Genomic DNA, 14,477 nt, shown 5'->3' on the forward strand with positions numbered 1-14,477 from the left:
ATCTCGATCACAACTTTTCTAAAGTATTAGGTTCAAACAAAGGCCCGGATCGCGATGCGATCCGGGCCTTTGTTTTGCATCCGCTCATAATTTATGTCTGAGGAAAAAGGAAACACCGACCTAAGTGCCCCCTTCGGGGGACAGGGGGCTTCCCTCGAATGGCGCATCGGCTGCTCCGGCTTTCACTATGATAGCTGGAAGGAAATTTTCTACCCGAAGGGGCTTGCCAAGAGCCGTTGGCTGGAATATTACTGCGGGCATTTCAGCACACTCGAGATCAACAATACCTTTTACCGCTTTCCCGAGCCGCGCACCCTGGAGCGCTGGTACAACATCGCCCCCGAAGGTTTTACGTTTACCATCAAAGCACCCCAGGACATTACGCATGTGCAGCGCTTCGAAGGGACCGAAGACCTCGTGGAGCTGCTTTACCGGACGCTTTCGGAAGGACTGCAGGACAAGCTTGGCTGCGTTCTATTCCAGCTGCCGCCCTCGCAGGTCTACGATGAGGCCTTCCTCGACCGGGTGCTGGGCCAGCTGAGCACCGAGTACAACAACGTGATCGAGTTCCGGCACCCGAGCTGGTGGAAGCCGTCGGTGTACGACCGCCTGCACAGCGAGGGTGTTACCTTCAGCGGCTCGTCCTACCCGGGGCTTTCGCCGGATGTCATCTCCAACGCGCCCCTCATTTATTACCGTTTCCACGGGGTGCCGAAACTGTATTATTCGGGGTACTCCGAAGAATTCATCGGCCAGATCGTGAACCTGGTGAAGACCGATCCGCTGGCCCGCAAGGCCTATCTCTATTTCAACAACACCGCCGAAGCAAAGGCGCCCGTCAATGCCAAACAAGCACAGGCAATGACCCGGTAGCACAGGAAACCGTATATTTACGGCCGCTAAAACAATCCAACTGCGTCATGAGAAAATCCTTCCTGCTACTGGCAATACCGGTCGTGACTTTTTTTGTCTCCTGCTCCAAACCTGCTGTCTCCAATGATGACGATGAACCCGCAAGCACCGGTTCCCGCGTGTGCGACAGTCTCCGCGCCAACCGGATTACCGGCAATAACAACGCCCTTGTAGGCGACTACGTCACCTTGCGCATCCGGGAGCAGATCTTCGCAAACGACTTTGTGTACATCAACTGGTGGGGACCCGGCAATTATTCCGACCAGGGGCATAGTTCCATCTCATTCAGCAACGTCAACCTCGGCACCTCCGGCTGGTACCACGTGCGCCTCAGTTCCATGAACCAGGGATGTGAAAAGGAAGACAGCGTGTACGTGAACGTAGGACTGCCCCAGGGCACGCCGTCCTGCAACCTGGCGCTGAATACAATCAGCTACAGCAATATGGGCACCGCTCCTATAACCACGGTCACCAAGACCTTTAATTCCCTCAACCTGCGCGTGCTCCGGGCCGGTTCTTCCAGCGGCAGCATCGAACTGCAGTTCCACCCCTACTTCCGTGACAAGGAACCTATCGACGGCATTTACGAAGTAAGCACGAACCCGGCGCAGAATGATTTTCTTGCCAACAGCATCTACATTAGCTCGGTAGCCCAAAGCATCTTCTTCCAGGGCAATAACGAGCAACAGAAAATCTACATCAGCCACGTCAACGGCAAGCTGCAAGCGCAGTTTTGCAACATCGCCATGTCGGGCAGCAACGGCTGGTCGTGGACGACCGCGGTGTCGGGCACGCTCAGGGAGCTGTAAGATGGCTGATGTCTGATGTCTGATTTTAGAGACGCCTGAAATAACGAAAACCCTCCTGCCGGAGGGTTTTATCTTTTGTTGGTATCAAACCTGAATTACCAACAGACTAATAGACCAACAGACTGCCTCCTTAACACTCGCTAAGACTGAGCGGAATGTTGATGGCGAGCCCCCCTTCAGCGGTTTCCTTGTATTTGCTGTTCATGTCGAGCGCGGTGGCCCACATGGTATCCACCACCGCGTCGAGCGAAACCTTGGCGTAGTCGGGTGCGCTTTGCAGGGCCAGCTGCGAGGCAGTGATGGCCTTGATGGCACCCATGGTGTTGCGTTCGATGCAGGGCACCTGCACCAGCCCCGCAATCGGATCGCAGGTCATGCCGAGGTGATGCTCCATCGCGATCTCGGCCGCCATCAGCGCCTGGCGTTGCGAGCCGCCGAGGGCTTCGGTGAGCGCCGCCGCCGCCATCGAAGAAGAAACGCCGATCTCGGCCTGGCAGCCGCCCATGGCAGCGGAAATGGTCGCTCCCTTTTTAAAGATGGACCCGATCTCGGAAGCCGTCAGCAGGAACTGCACCACCTTGTCTTCGGTAACGTCGGGGTAGAAAACGGTATAATAATGCAGCACCGCCGGGATCACGCCTGCAGCGCCGTTGGTCGGTGCCGTCACCACGCGGCTGAAGGAGGCATTCTCCTCGTTCACCGCCAGTGCGAAGCAGCTTACCCAATCAAGAATGTATTGAAAATGATTGCCGCCCGTGCGGATCGATTCCACCCAGGTTTCATAGCTGTCGTAGGGCTTTCCCGCCAGGAGGCGCTTCGCCAGGTCGGCGGCGCGGCGTTTTACGTTGAGGCCACCAGGTAGCGTGCCGCCGGTGTGCGAGCCGCGGTAGACGCATTCCTGCATCACCTTCCAGATCTTCAGCACGCCGGCCCTTGTTTCCGCTTCGCCGCGCCAGGCGCTTTCATTTTCCAGCACCACCTCGTTGATGGTGAGCCCGGTCTTGCGGCACCAGTGCAGCAACTCCTCGGCATCATTGATGGGGAAGGGCAGCTGTACCGCCGAAGCCTCCTGGTTCTCCCCTTCCTTCACTACGAAGCCGCCGCCGATGGAATAGTAGGTCTCGGCAAGCGAGCGCCCGTCGGAAAGTGTGACCAGGAACGTGAGCGCGTTGGGGTGAAAGGGCAGCGACTCGGTCATCAGGAATTCGATATCGGTGGCCGGGTCAAAGACTACTTCATGTATGCCGCCGAGGCGGATCTTTTTACCTGCGGCGATGCGCGCGATTATGGGATCGAGATCGGCCACGGGGACGGTCACCGGGTCTTCGCCGGCGAGGCCGAGCTGCACGGCAACATCGGTGCCGTGGCCCTTGCCCGTCTTGGCCAGCGAGCCGTAAAGCAGCACCTTCACCGATTGCGCCAAATGCAGAAGGTCCTGCTGCTGCAGGACCTCTGTAAAGCGTTGCGCCGCCCGCCAGGGTCCCAGGGTATGAGAACTGGATGGGCCGATGCCTATTTTAAAAATATCGAATACGGAGATCGCTTCGTGTGCCACAAGCAAGCTTTTGGCAAAGGTACCGCAATGGCGTTATTGCACGTCGTTCACCGTAATGTTAAAGACAAGGATCGAGTTGGCGGGGATCGAGTTGCTGCCGCTGCCTACGGCCTGTGCGCCATAGCCAAGTGTCGGCGGGATAAAGAGCTGGATGCGGCCGCCGGAGTTGACCTTGGGCAGGAGCGCCGTCCAGCCGCGGATCACCTGGCCCAGCGGGAAGGTGGCGGTGGCGGAATCGAAGCGGTTGCCGTTGGTGAGGTAGCCGGCATAGGTAGCGTTCACCGTGGAGCAGCCGTTGGGTGTAGCGCCGCCGCCCTGTTGCAGCACGCGGTAGTAGGCGCCGGAACAGTGTTTGGTGGCATTGGTGATATTGTTGGAAGCCAGGTAATTCTCAACCGCCGTGACTTCGGAAGCGGGAGCTATCACCGCGCATTCGTCGAAGCGGCAGCCGGTGTCTTTTGCCTTCAGGCAGCCGGTCAGCACAAATGCGGCGGCGCTGGCGGCGAATAGGATTCTCATCATTATGGTTCGTGTTTTCTTGTGGACAATCAGGAGGCATCTTTCGCTGCATCGCGGTCGCGCCGCAGCAACACCTGGTAACGCTCTTCGTTCTGGTCCCACTCGTGCTGGGCCGAAAAATAGCTCATGAAAAGTACGATGCCGATGGCCGCCACCACCACCACCAGGATCACCGAGGAATGGGTGCGGATGACAGCGGTGGCACGCTCGTACCAGCCCGTGGCGATGGCGGCAAAGAGCGCCACTACGATGACGACGGCAAGGGGCAGGCCCGAGCCGAGGTGGGAGGCGATGGTCTTGCGGCGATCGCGCTGCACCGACCAGTATTCTACGAAGCGCTTTTCTTCAGGAGTGAGCATATACCAAAAAATCCCGCGGACGGGATTTTTTTTGTTTGAGGTACCAAGCAGATTCGAACTGCTGTAGCAGCTTTTGCAGAGCTGAGCCTAGCCACTCGGCCATGGTACCGGATGAGTGAATTCTGTTTCCCGGCCAACAACTTGTTGGACGGGGAGCGAAAATAGATATTTTTACCCAATCAATTCATTTCCACCTCTTTTTTTTAAACAACGACCTTCATGGCCTTCATTGCCGAATCCGAACTGATTATCAACGCCCGCGGCGCCGTTTACCACCTTGATGTCCGCCCCGAAGAACTGGCAACCACGGTCATTACCGTGGGCGACCCCTTCCGCGTCAAAGAAGTAAGCAAGCACTTCGACCGCATCGAGGTGCAACGCGAGCACCGCGAATTTGTGACCCACACAGGCTATATCGGTAACCGCCGCCTGTCGGTAGTGAGCACCGGCATCGGCCCCGACAATATCGACATCGTTTTCAACGAGCTCGACGCGCTGGTGAATATCGACTTCGAGACCCGCACCATCAAGCCGGAGCTCACCGCGCTCAACGTCGTGCGGATGGGTACTTCCGGCTCCCTGCAGGCTCATATCCCGGTCGATTCCTTCGTCGCTTCCACCTACGGGCTCGGCCTCGACAACCTGCTCAACTTCTACCGCCTCGAGCAGAATACGGAAGAAGCATCGCTGCTTCAATCCTTCAACACCCACACCCAGCTCACCTTCACCCAGCCCTATATCAGCGGCGCGGCTCCTTCCCTGCTGAAGAACTTCGTGGACGGTTACCACCAGGGCATCACCGTCACCTGCCCGGGCTTCTATGGTCCGCAGGGCCGGGTACTGCGCCTCGGCATCCGCAACCCGCAGCTCATCGACCGCCTTACCGAGTTCCGCTTCGGCAACCATTTCATCTCCAATTTCGAAATGGAAACCTCGGCCATTTACGGGCTCGGCCGCCTGCTGGGCCATCACTGCCTCTCGCTCAGCGCGATCGTGGCCAACCGCGTCGCACGGGAGTTTTCCAAGGACGGCGGAGCACTCGTAGAGCGGCTCATCGAGAAAAGCCTCGGTATTTTGAGTAACTTGCCCTCATGATCGAGAGAAAGAACGCAGATCTTTTATGATCCTTATGATTTGCGCAGATACCGTTACTGGCGCCAGCCAATCATAATAACTCATAATCAATCTGCGTATTCCGCGTGCGGAATCAGCGTTCGTTCTCATTCCTGTTCCTCATGAAACACACATTTTACAAATACCAGGGTACCGGCAATGACTTCGTGCTTTTCGATAACCGCGATGGCCGGTACAACGGGCTTGAAACGCGCGTCATCCGCCGGCTTTGCGACCGTCGCTTCGGCATCGGGGCCGACGGCCTGATGTTGCTGAACAAGCACCCCGACTACGATTTCGAGATGAAATATTACAATGCCGACGGCCGCGAAAGCAGCATGTGCGGCAACGGCGGCCGCTCCCTGGTGAAGTTCGCCGCCGATCTCGGCATCGTGCAAACCGAGTATCGCTTCCTTGCCGTAGACGGTCCCCACGAAGCCTCCATCGAGCTCGACGGCAACGTGGCGCTCCGGATGCAGGATGTGAACGAAGTACGCCACGACGGCTCCAACTTTATTCTCAACACCGGCTCGCCCCACTTTGTGCACCTCACCGACGACGTCATGGGAAAGGATATGGTGCGCATCGGCCGCCAGATCCGCAACAGCCCCGAATTTGAAAAAGAAGGCATCAACGTGAACTTCGTAGAGCAGACCCGCGAAGACGATGAGATCATCGTGCGTACCTACGAGCGCGGTGTGGAAGACGAAACCCTTTCCTGCGGCACCGGCGTAACGGCCGCCGCACTGGTATGTGCCCACAACGAGAATGGCTTCAACCGCGTTGACGTGCGCACCCGCGGCGGGCGCCTGGCCGTTGAATTTGACAAGAGCGGCAACCACTTCTCCAACGTGTGGCTCATCGGTCCCGCCGAGCGCGTTTTTGAAGGCATCATCGATTTCTGATCTCGGATCTCCCGCCTCGGATTTGGATTCACCAAAATCAGACATCCGGCATCGGAGATCGTAAAATCTTAGTATGGCCTTGTTTAATATCCGTGTCTACGGCCTCCTGGTAAATGAACAACGGGAAGTGCTGGTGACCGACGAGTGGATCCGCGGGATGAAGATCACCAAGTTTCCCGGCGGCGGGCTCGAGTTTGGCGAAGGCACGCGCGACTGCCTCCGGCGCGAGTTCCTGGAGGAAATGAACCTGAAGGTGGAAGTGGGCGCGCACCTTTATACCACCGACTTCTACCAGCAATCAGCTTTCAACCCCGAGCACCAGATCGTTTCCATTTACTATATCGTGAAGGCGCTGGAGCCCATTTCAGTACGCATCAGCACGCAGCCCTTCGACTTCGACGACGCCCAGCGGGCGCGCTACAAAGAAGAACGCGAATGCGAGTCGTTCCGCTTTATTCCCTGGGAGCAGTTTTCAGAAGACAGCGTGCACCTGCCGATTGATAAAGTGGCAGCGCGGATATTCAAGGAAATGCGGTAATGAGTTAATGTGGTAATGAATGGAAGGAACAGGGCTGTAAAAAAAACGCTTCGGAACATATCTTTTATCACATTACCGGATTACCACATTACCACATTACCGCATTAACCTGCCGTTGGTATCGGCGTCACCTCTCCCTCATCATCGCCCGCGGCGGATCGTTTCATCCGGTCGGACACATCGCGGCCGAGGTATTTTTCAATGCGCTTTTCCACCCATACGATCGCCGGCGTGAGCACGATGGCGGCGGTGAACTTGTAGATATAGTTCATGATGCCGAAGCTCAGGATCTGCTGCCAGGTGAACACGCCCCAGAAGGCGATGAAGAGCACGATATAGCTGTCTACCAGCTGCGACACCAGCGTGGAGCCCGTTGCCCGCAGCCAGATATGCCGCCCCCCGGTGGCCTTCTTGATCTTGTGAAAGACATATACATCCACCAGCTGGCTGACGCCGAAGGCGACGATGGAGCCGACGATGATCCGCATGCCTTGCCCGAAGATGCCGCTGAAGGCGGTCTGCATGTTGTCGATGCCGTTGCGCTTGCCGCTGCCGATCCAGAAGTCGGCCGGCGGCACACCGATGGCCATGAAATACATCAGGAAGGCATAAGCGATGAGGCAGATGGCGATCAGGGAGATCCGCCGCACCACTTTGGGCCCGTAAAATTCGTTGACGATATCGGTCATGATGAACTCGAGCGGCCACAGCAACACCCCGCAGGTGAGGTTGAAGGCAAGGCCGCTTTGTCCGAACATGGTGAAGTTGACCGGGGCAACGCCTACCAGCTTTTCAAAGGAAAAGATCTTGGTGCCGATCGATTCGGCGATGAGCGCGTTGGCCACGAAAAAGGCCGACATAGCCAGCAGCAGCTTGGTGGGCTTGTCTTTAACTATTGAAGACACCATTTAAAAAGAGTATGTATTGTATTTGTAAAAGCAGGCAGATGAAGTTAGCCAGCACCAGCCAGCGGGGCAGCGTGGCTGCCAGCCGGCGACGCATCAACAAGATAGCATATATCGCGTTGACCAGCGGGTTGAAGAGTGCGGCAAGCACGAAACCGGCAACGCCGATGGTGGAAACAACCACCTGCGCCCCACCCGGAATACCCGCCCGGAGCCCCAGCGCCAGCAGGAAGAAAACGTTGCAGATGAGGGCGATACGACTTAAAAAAAGCGTCAGGCGCATAAAGCGATTTGCTGCAAAATAATCTTACTTTGCCCAGATTTAAACTAACGATATGAAGAAAGGGCTCCTGAGCAAACTGCTGCCCCACCTCGTTGCCGTCATCATCTTTTTGGTTGTTGCCGTTCTCTATTGCCGCCCCGCCCTCCAGGGCATGGTGATCAACCAGCACGACATCACTCAATGGAAAGGCTCCATACAGCAGTCGATGCAATACAAGGAAACCCACGGGCAATACCCCTTGTGGACCAACAGCATGTTCAGCGGAATGCCCACCTTCCAGATCGGCTTCCCGGCCAACAACGTATTGCCCTGGATGGTGCACGGCTTGCTCACCCTAGGCCTTCCCGTGCCGATCCAGTTCTTCTTTCTCGCGTGCATCTGCTTCTACTTCCTGTGCATCGCGCTGCGCATCAATCCCTGGATCGGGATCTTCGGCGCACTCTCGTTTGCATACGCTACTTATGACCCGGTCATCATATCCGTCGGCCACGATACCAAGATGTGGTCGATTGCCTATATGCCCGCCTTGCTCGGCTCCATCCTGCTGATCTTCGACCGCCGCTACTGGCTGGGAGCGGGCCTTACCGCGCTTTTCACCTCGGTTCTGGTGGCCATGAACCACCCGCAGATCGACTACTACCTCTTTATCGCCATCGGCATCATGACGCTGTTCTTCATCATCCGGTGGATCCGCGCCGGGCAAACCATTCACCTGCTCAAGGCCCTCGGGCTCACGCTCGTTGCCGGCATCATCGGGGTCGCGGTGAACGCTGTGACCATTCTTTCAACCTACGAGTACCAGAAGGAAACGATCCGCGGCGGCGCCTCCGAGCTGGCAGACCCTAAAGCCGGACATGCCAAAGACGGTCTCGATAAGGATTATGCCTTCTCCTACAGCATGGGCATCGGCGAACCCATCACGATGATGCTGCCGCACGCCTATGGCTCCAACACGCCGGGTGGTGCCAACAACGGCCTGCGCCCGGTGATGGATGAGGAAAAATCCAAGGCAGCGGAGTTCCTCGCCTCCAATGGGCAGCCAGCCTCCAACATCAACTATTACTGGGGCAACCTGGGTGTCACCTCCGGCCCCGCCTACGTGGGCGTGGTGGTGTGCCTGCTGGCTTTCTTCGGTCTTTTCCTGCCCGGGAACAAGCACCGCTGGTGGATCCTTGCGGCTTCACTTTTTGCCGTGATGATGTCCTGGGGCTCCAGCTTTCTGGGCTTCAACACGCTGTTGTACGACTTCCTTCCGATGTACAACAAGTTCCGCGCGCCTTCTATGGCGCTGGTGATCCCGCAGCTGCTGTTCCCGCTGCTGGCGGCGCTTACGCTCGACGAGCTGTCGCGCCACGAGCTGCCGGCCCTGCGCCCGCACATCCGCCGCGGACTGATCGGCATCGGCGCCCTCGTACTGTTCCTGCTGATCATGAAGTTTACGGTTGACTACACCAACCAGCCGGAACGGGAGCAACTCCAGCAGGTTGCCTCCAACCCGCAGCAAGCGGAAGGGATGCGCCAATATTTCAATGCGCTCAAAGACGACCGCTCGAGCCTGTTCATGGGTGACATCCTGCGGTTGATCGGATTTGGACTGGCCTGTGCGGCGCTCCTCTACCTCCTGCTGAAGCGCACCCTGAAGCCCGTATACGTTTTTGCCGGCTTTGCCCTGCTGACACTGATCGACCTGCTGCCGATCGACTCCAAGTTTATCAACAGCGACTCCTTCGTGGAGAAGACGGAGAACGACGCCGTATTCCAGCCCAATGCGAAAGACCAGGAGATTCTTGCCGACAAAGGCTACTTCCGCGTGTTCAACGTAGCGGGCGATGTTTTCTCTGAAGCCATCACCTCCTACCACTACAATTCGATCGGAGGATACCACGCGGTGAAGCTGCGGGTATACCAGGATCTGATCGAGCACCAGCTGTCGAAACCGCAGCTTAATTTCCCGGTGCTCAACATGCTCAACGTGAAGTACCTGCTGCAGCGCGACCAGAACGGCGCCACCGCGCAGGTGCAGCGCAACGACAGCGCCCTCGGGCCGGTATGGTTCGTGAAGAACGTAGCCATCGTGAAAGATGCACAGACCGAAATGTCGGCACTCGACAACTTCAACCCGCGCGATACGGCCTTTGTTCGTGAAAGCCAAAAGGGTTCCATCGGAGGCACCACCGCATTCAGCGGTGAAGGCAGCATTCAGCTGGTAAAAAACGACAACGACGTCATCACCTATAAATCCAACTCGCCCGCCCCGCAGTTTGCGGTGTTCAGCGAGATCTACTATGCCTCCGGCTGGAAGGCCCTGGTGGATGGCAAGGAAACGCCCATTACACGCGTCAACTACGTGCTGCGCGGCCTGCCGCTGGGAGCCGGAGCACATACCATCGAGTTCCGCTTTGAGCCGCCTGCCTATGAGAAGGGACGCAGCGTTACGTCGATCTTCTCCATCCTGCTCGGGCTGTTGCTGCTCGCCGGTATTTTCATGGAATGGCGCGCCCGCCACCGCGAAAGCGCCCTGCCGGCATGAAGCTCCTGAGCATCGTGTGGTTCAACGTGCTGCCGGCGCGCTTCGGCGGGCAAAAAGGCACCGCGCTTTTCAATGAATACCTTGGCCGGCAGGCGGAGCTCGTATGTCTCTGTGCCAACGATAATGTGGCCGACGGGCCGCTCTCCTACCGCCTTCGGCCCGAGCTGCCCCGCGGCAAGCGCAGCGTGCTGCACCCCGGCACCTGGCGCCGGATCGTCGCCGCCGCAACCGAAGAAGCGCCCGACGCCATCGTGCTGGAATATCCCTACCAGGCCTGGGCTGCAGTGAAAGCGGCGCGCAAGACCGGCGCCCGACTCGTGCTGCACAGCCATAACATCGAATTCCGCCGCTTCCGCGCACTGGGCAAGGCCTGGTGGCCGCTGCTGCGCCGCTATGAGGCCTGGGCGCACCGCAAAGCCGACCTCGTGCTGTTCAAGACGGAGGCCGACGCCCTCCAGGCACAGGCCGACTTCGGTATCCCGGCGGCGCGCTGCCTGCTTGTTCCGTATGGGATTGCCACCGATGACGCGGAACCGCCTATGGAAGACGTCCGCGCCCGCTGGAACATCCCGGCCGGTATGCCGCTCCTTCTTTTTGCCGGCACCCTGGATTATGCGCCGAATGCGGAAGCCCTGCGCCGGATCTATGGCGAGCTGGCGCCGCGCCTCGACGCCCGGGGCCGGGATTACCGTATTGTGGTTTGCGGGCGCAACCGCTCCGCCGCTTTTGCCGACCTGGCAACACTGCAGCACCCCCGCGTGATCAATGCCGGCGAAGTGGAAAGCCTCCTTCCGTATTATAAAGCCGCCGACCTGTTCATCAACCCGGTGCTGAGCGGCGGCGGGGTGCAAACCAAGAACATCGACGCGCTGGCGCGCCAGTGCACCGTGCTGGCCTTCCGCTTTGCCGCCCAGGGCATCGACCCGCGGCTTGGTGGCGAAAAGCTGCGCGCCGTAGCCGACGGCGACTGGGACGCCTTTGCTGATGCCGCTTTGCCGACCGCCGCGATGCAGCTTCAAACGCCGCCCGCTTTTTTTGAACACTTCGCCTGGCCGCGGATCACCGCCCGTGTGCTGGAACGCATAAAACAACTTGCATGAACCATCCGACCGTATCCGTACTACTACCGGTTTACAATGCCGGTCGCTACCTGCGCGAAGCGATTGACTCCGTGCTGGCGCAAACCTTTACGGATTTCGAGTTGCTGGTGCTCAATGATGGTTCAACCGATGATTCGGAAGCGATTATTGAATCTTATAAGGACCCGCGGCTGAAGCACCTGGCCAACGACAAAAACCGCGGACTTATCTATACGCTCAACCGCGGCATCGGGCTGGCGCAGGGCCGCTATTTCGCCCGCATGGACGCCGACGACGTTTGTCACCCCGAGCGCTTTGCGCGGCAGGTGGAATTTCTTGAAAGCAATGAAGCCGCTGTGGTAGCCACCACGCTCGAAATGATGGACGAAGCGGGTGCCCCGCTGCCTCCCTGGGCCGACGACCGGGCCTGTATCAGCCCCTCACAGATCCGCGAAAAGCTGCTTCGCGACAACTGCATCGCGCACCCCAGCGTGATGGGGCGGGCCGAAATATTTAAGAAATACCGTTACCAGGAAGACCAGAAAGAGGCGGAGGACTATGACCTCTGGCTGCGCCTCGTGGCCGATGGGCACGTTATTGCCAAGCTCAACGAACCGCTGCTGCGTTACCGGGTGCTCGCCGGCGGACTCACCCGGAGAGAGGGCCTGAATGCTTTTGAACGCCTCGCGCGCACCAAGGGAAAATTCCTGGCGCGCCGGAAGGCCGATGGTACCATGAATGAATACTGCCGCCGTCTCCGGTCGGCCTACCGGCGCGACCTGTTCCGCGCACGGATCAAAAAATGGCTGGGCCGATGATTCCGTATAAATACTGGATAGCGAAACGCCGGCTCGAAGACATTGCGATCTTCCCCTTTGTTGTGCTCGGGCGGCTCCTGGCACGGCTCCGGCCGCTGGATCGGGAGTACCGCGTGTTCTTTTTTTTCCCGTTTTACCACACCGGCGGCGCCGAAAAGGTTCATGCCCAGATCGCGCAGGCAGCGGGTGGGGCCGACTGCATCGTGTTCTTCACGCGACGCTCGCAATCCGGCACCTTCCGGCAGGCCTTCGCCGACAGCGGCTGCACGATACGCGATATCTCGAAATGGACGGACAACAAATTTCTCTATTTCCTCAACCTGACCTGGCGGGGTATCCTGAGCGGCTATATCAACCGGCAAAAGCAACGGCCAGTTGTTTTCCAGGGGCACAGCAACATTGCCTACAAAACATCCCGCTGGATCCGGAAGGACATCCGGCAGGTAGACCTGGTACACTCGCTCAATACCTTTTCCAAAATCCGGATCCCCTTTCTTGCCTTTTACTCCGACACCGTGCTGATCAGCAGGGTAAAACAGGCGGCGCATGAGGAATTATACCGCTCGATGGGTGTGCCGGAAACCTATATCAACCGGATGCGCTATATCGGGAATGCCGTTGCGCTGCCGGAGCGTGAAGCGGCACAAAAGCCGGAGGGAACCTTCACCGTCCTGTTCAGCGGGCGCCCGGGCCCGGAGAAGCGGCCGGAGCTTTTTATCCGCATTGCAAAGGCTGCCGTGGAAGCGATGCCTGAAGTCCGCTTCCGGATGATGGGTGCGGGCGCCGCAGATTTTAAAGACCCGGATCCCGGCCCCGTAGAACTACTGGGCAACCTTTCCGACGCCCGGCAGATACAGGAGGTATACTGGAACAGCGATGTGCTGCTGCTGACCTCCGAAACAGAAGGGATGCCGCTGGTGGTGCCGGAGGCCATGGGCAACGGCTGCGCCATCCTGGCCACCCCGGTGGGCGACCTGCCGCTGCATATCCGTCAGGAGACGCAGGGAATGCTCTTCTCCTCAGTCACAGACGAAGACCGGATCGTGGAGGAGGCTCTAGCCTACCTGCGTTCCCTGCACATTAACCCTGAATTGCGGAAACAAATCGCCTCGGAAAACATTGCCTACGCAAACGCTCATTTTTCGATGGCCGCATTCGAAGCTAGCTACCGATCTTTGCTCACCGATAGAAAGCGCCCGTGAAGCCCCTCTCCTTTATCATCATTACCTACAACCGCCCGGCAGACGCCCTCGAGCTGCTGCAGAATATCGTGTCGCTCAACGACGCGCCCGCGCTGCTCGAAGAGGTGATCCTGGTCAACAACGCCTCCACCGACGACTACAGCGCGGTAAAAGACTTTGCCGCCTCGGTGCGCGAAGTCAACATCCGCTACATTGACGCGCCGGGCAACCTGGGTGTGGCTAAGGGCCGCAACTACGCCATCACATTTGCCACGGCACCCATCCTCATCATGCTCGACGACGATGCGGTGATGGGGAACGCCAACTGCCTGCAGCAGCTCGTGCGCGAGTTTGCAACCAAAAACACGGAGCGCCCCAAGGCGATCGTTTCCTTCAAGGTAATCTATTATGAGAACGGGCAGATGCAGGTGAACGCGCTGCCGCACAAGCGGTTTGACGCGTTTAAGGACAAACCGTTTTTCGAAACTTATTACTATGCGGGCGGCGCCCATGCCATCCGCCGCGAGGTGCTGGAGGCGGTGGGCAATTACCCCGAAGACTTCTTCTACGGTATGGAGGAATATGACCTCTCCTACCGCATCCTCGACCGGGGCTGGAGCATCGTTTACTCCGACAAGATCATCATGCGGCACAAGGAATCGCCGCTGGGCCGCAAGCCCAGGGCCGACAAGCTCCGGATGATGTGGGTGAACAAAAGCAAGGTGGCCTGGCGCTACCTGCCGAAGCCGTATTTCTACAGCACGGCTTTCATGTGGTCGCTGCAGTACCTGAAGGAAACGGGCTTTTCACTGAAGGGCTATTTCGCAGGCTGGAAGCAGGTGCTGGCGATCAGCCGCAGCGAGGCCCGGAAGCCGGTTTCAGAAAAAACACTCGAATATATCCGGAGCCTGAAGGCACGCTTGTGGTACTAGGTTAAGCGCGAAGCCGACAGCGCAGCTGTCATTGCGAGC

The 14,477-nt window shown here is 58.2% G+C and carries 15 protein-coding genes and 1 tRNA gene; 10 read left to right on the plus strand and 6 right to left on the minus strand.

The features are described from left to right. Positions 1–93: 93 nt before the first annotated feature. On the plus strand, positions 94–873 hold the full coding sequence (locus EPD60_RS04430; RefSeq protein WP_131447254.1) for a DUF72 domain-containing protein: 780 nt from the start codon (positions 94–96) through the stop codon (positions 871–873). A gap of 47 nt (positions 874–920) precedes the next feature. After that, positions 921–1,721, plus strand: coding sequence for a hypothetical protein (locus EPD60_RS04435; protein WP_131447256.1), 801 nt, complete (start codon positions 921–923; stop codon positions 1,719–1,721). Positions 1,722–1,851: 130 nt separating this feature from the next. Here EPD60_RS04435 and EPD60_RS04440 read toward each other — a convergent pair whose 3' ends face one another. The 4 genes from EPD60_RS04440 to EPD60_RS04455 all read right to left on the minus strand — a co-directional run bounded on the left by EPD60_RS04440 (position 1,852) and on the right by EPD60_RS04455 (position 4,263). Then, positions 1,852–3,276, minus strand: a complete 1,425-nt coding sequence (locus EPD60_RS04440) for an L-serine ammonia-lyase (RefSeq protein WP_131447258.1) — start codon at positions 3,274–3,276, stop codon at positions 1,852–1,854. Positions 3,277–3,309: 33 nt separating this feature from the next. Beyond that, the gene (locus EPD60_RS04445) at positions 3,310–3,798 is read right to left on the minus strand and encodes an FKBP-type peptidyl-prolyl cis-trans isomerase (protein WP_131447260.1); all 489 of its coding nucleotides are present in this window, start codon (positions 3,796–3,798) and stop codon (positions 3,310–3,312) included. 26 nt (positions 3,799–3,824) lie between these two features. Further along, a complete protein-coding gene (locus EPD60_RS04450; RefSeq protein ID WP_131447262.1) occupies positions 3,825–4,154 on the minus strand; it encodes a hypothetical protein in 330 nt (109 codons plus the stop codon). Positions 4,155–4,192: 38 nt separating this feature from the next. Beyond that, positions 4,193–4,263 (minus strand) — tRNA-Cys (locus EPD60_RS04455). Between the two features lie 110 nt (positions 4,264–4,373). Here EPD60_RS04455 and EPD60_RS04460 point away from each other — a divergent pair. The 3 genes from EPD60_RS04460 to EPD60_RS04470 all read left to right on the plus strand — a co-directional run bounded on the left by EPD60_RS04460 (position 4,374) and on the right by EPD60_RS04470 (position 6,710). Beyond that, the gene (locus tag EPD60_RS04460; RefSeq protein ID WP_131447264.1) at positions 4,374–5,249 is read left to right on the plus strand and encodes a nucleoside phosphorylase; all 876 of its coding nucleotides are present in this window, start codon (positions 4,374–4,376) and stop codon (positions 5,247–5,249) included. 140 nt (positions 5,250–5,389) lie between these two features. Further along, entirely contained in the window at positions 5,390–6,172 is a 783-nt protein-coding gene (gene dapF / locus EPD60_RS04465) for a diaminopimelate epimerase (RefSeq protein ID WP_131447266.1), read from the plus strand. A 73-nt stretch (positions 6,173–6,245) separates the two neighbouring features. Next, positions 6,246–6,710, plus strand: a complete 465-nt coding sequence (locus tag EPD60_RS04470) for an NUDIX domain-containing protein (RefSeq protein ID WP_131447268.1) — start codon at positions 6,246–6,248, stop codon at positions 6,708–6,710. A 104-nt stretch (positions 6,711–6,814) separates the two neighbouring features. On the opposite strand, the gene EPD60_RS04475 is transcribed toward EPD60_RS04470, so the two are convergent. Beyond that, positions 6,815–7,618: a queuosine precursor transporter gene (locus EPD60_RS04475; RefSeq protein WP_131447270.1), complete on the minus strand. Its 804-nt coding sequence runs from the start codon at positions 7,616–7,618 to the stop codon at positions 6,815–6,817. Next, positions 7,599–7,898 (minus strand): hypothetical protein, encoded by a 300-nt coding sequence (locus EPD60_RS04480; RefSeq protein ID WP_131447272.1) that lies wholly within the window; start codon positions 7,896–7,898, stop codon positions 7,599–7,601. Before EPD60_RS04480 ends, EPD60_RS04475 begins: the two co-directional genes overlap by 20 nt. Before the next feature lie 52 nt (positions 7,899–7,950). On the opposite strand from EPD60_RS04480, the gene EPD60_RS04485 reads away from it, so the two are divergent. Genes EPD60_RS04485 through EPD60_RS04505 form a run of 5 tightly spaced genes read left to right on the plus strand, consistent with a single transcriptional unit; the run spans position 7,951 to position 14,438 of the window. After that, positions 7,951–10,428: a YfhO family protein gene (locus EPD60_RS04485; RefSeq protein ID WP_131447274.1), complete on the plus strand. Its 2,478-nt coding sequence runs from the start codon at positions 7,951–7,953 to the stop codon at positions 10,426–10,428. After that, the gene (locus EPD60_RS04490) at positions 10,425–11,528 is read left to right on the plus strand and encodes a glycosyltransferase family 4 protein (RefSeq protein WP_207896542.1); all 1,104 of its coding nucleotides are present in this window, start codon (positions 10,425–10,427) and stop codon (positions 11,526–11,528) included. Before EPD60_RS04485 ends, EPD60_RS04490 begins: the two co-directional genes overlap by 4 nt. After that, the gene (locus EPD60_RS04495) at positions 11,525–12,325 is read left to right on the plus strand and encodes a glycosyltransferase family 2 protein (protein ID WP_131447278.1); all 801 of its coding nucleotides are present in this window, start codon (positions 11,525–11,527) and stop codon (positions 12,323–12,325) included. Before EPD60_RS04490 ends, EPD60_RS04495 begins: the two co-directional genes overlap by 4 nt. Then, positions 12,322–13,527, plus strand: coding sequence for a glycosyltransferase family 4 protein (locus EPD60_RS04500; protein WP_165871410.1), 1,206 nt, complete (start codon positions 12,322–12,324; stop codon positions 13,525–13,527). The genes EPD60_RS04495 and EPD60_RS04500 overlap by 4 nt, the downstream gene beginning before the upstream one ends. Continuing rightward, a complete protein-coding gene (locus tag EPD60_RS04505; protein ID WP_131447282.1) occupies positions 13,524–14,438 on the plus strand; it encodes a glycosyltransferase family 2 protein in 915 nt (304 codons plus the stop codon). The genes EPD60_RS04500 and EPD60_RS04505 overlap by 4 nt, the downstream gene beginning before the upstream one ends. Positions 14,439–14,477 lie beyond the last annotated feature (39 nt).

It is taken from the genome of Flaviaestuariibacter flavus, from assembly GCF_004337505.1.
GTDB lineage: Bacteria > Bacteroidota > Bacteroidia > Chitinophagales > Chitinophagaceae > Flavisolibacter > Flavisolibacter flavus.

Excerpts from the sequence above, each read along its gene's own strand:
- EPD60_RS04430 (WP_131447254.1), top strand. The coding sequence starts at position 94 with ATGTCTGAGGAAAAAGGAAACACCGACCTAAGTGCCCCCTTCGGGGGA.
- EPD60_RS04435 (WP_131447256.1), top strand. The coding sequence starts at position 921 with ATGAGAAAATCCTTCCTGCTACTGGCAATACCGGTCGTGACTTTTTTT.
- EPD60_RS04445 (WP_131447260.1), bottom strand. The coding sequence starts at position 3,798 with ATGATGAGAATCCTATTCGCCGCCAGCGCCGCCGCATTTGTGCTGACC.
- EPD60_RS04450 (WP_131447262.1), bottom strand. The coding sequence starts at position 4,154 with ATGCTCACTCCTGAAGAAAAGCGCTTCGTAGAATACTGGTCGGTGCAG.
- EPD60_RS04460 (WP_131447264.1), top strand. The coding sequence starts at position 4,374 with ATGGCCTTCATTGCCGAATCCGAACTGATTATCAACGCCCGCGGCGCC.
- dapF (WP_131447266.1), top strand. The coding sequence starts at position 5,390 with ATGAAACACACATTTTACAAATACCAGGGTACCGGCAATGACTTCGTG.
- EPD60_RS04470 (WP_131447268.1), top strand. The coding sequence starts at position 6,246 with ATGGCCTTGTTTAATATCCGTGTCTACGGCCTCCTGGTAAATGAACAA.
- EPD60_RS04475 (WP_131447270.1), bottom strand. The coding sequence starts at position 7,618 with ATGGTGTCTTCAATAGTTAAAGACAAGCCCACCAAGCTGCTGCTGGCT.
- EPD60_RS04480 (WP_131447272.1), bottom strand. The coding sequence starts at position 7,898 with ATGCGCCTGACGCTTTTTTTAAGTCGTATCGCCCTCATCTGCAACGTT.
- EPD60_RS04485 (WP_131447274.1), top strand. The coding sequence starts at position 7,951 with ATGAAGAAAGGGCTCCTGAGCAAACTGCTGCCCCACCTCGTTGCCGTC.
- EPD60_RS04490 (WP_207896542.1), top strand. The coding sequence starts at position 10,425 with ATGAAGCTCCTGAGCATCGTGTGGTTCAACGTGCTGCCGGCGCGCTTC.
- EPD60_RS04495 (WP_131447278.1), top strand. The coding sequence starts at position 11,525 with ATGAACCATCCGACCGTATCCGTACTACTACCGGTTTACAATGCCGGT.
- EPD60_RS04500 (WP_165871410.1), top strand. The coding sequence starts at position 12,322 with ATGATTCCGTATAAATACTGGATAGCGAAACGCCGGCTCGAAGACATT.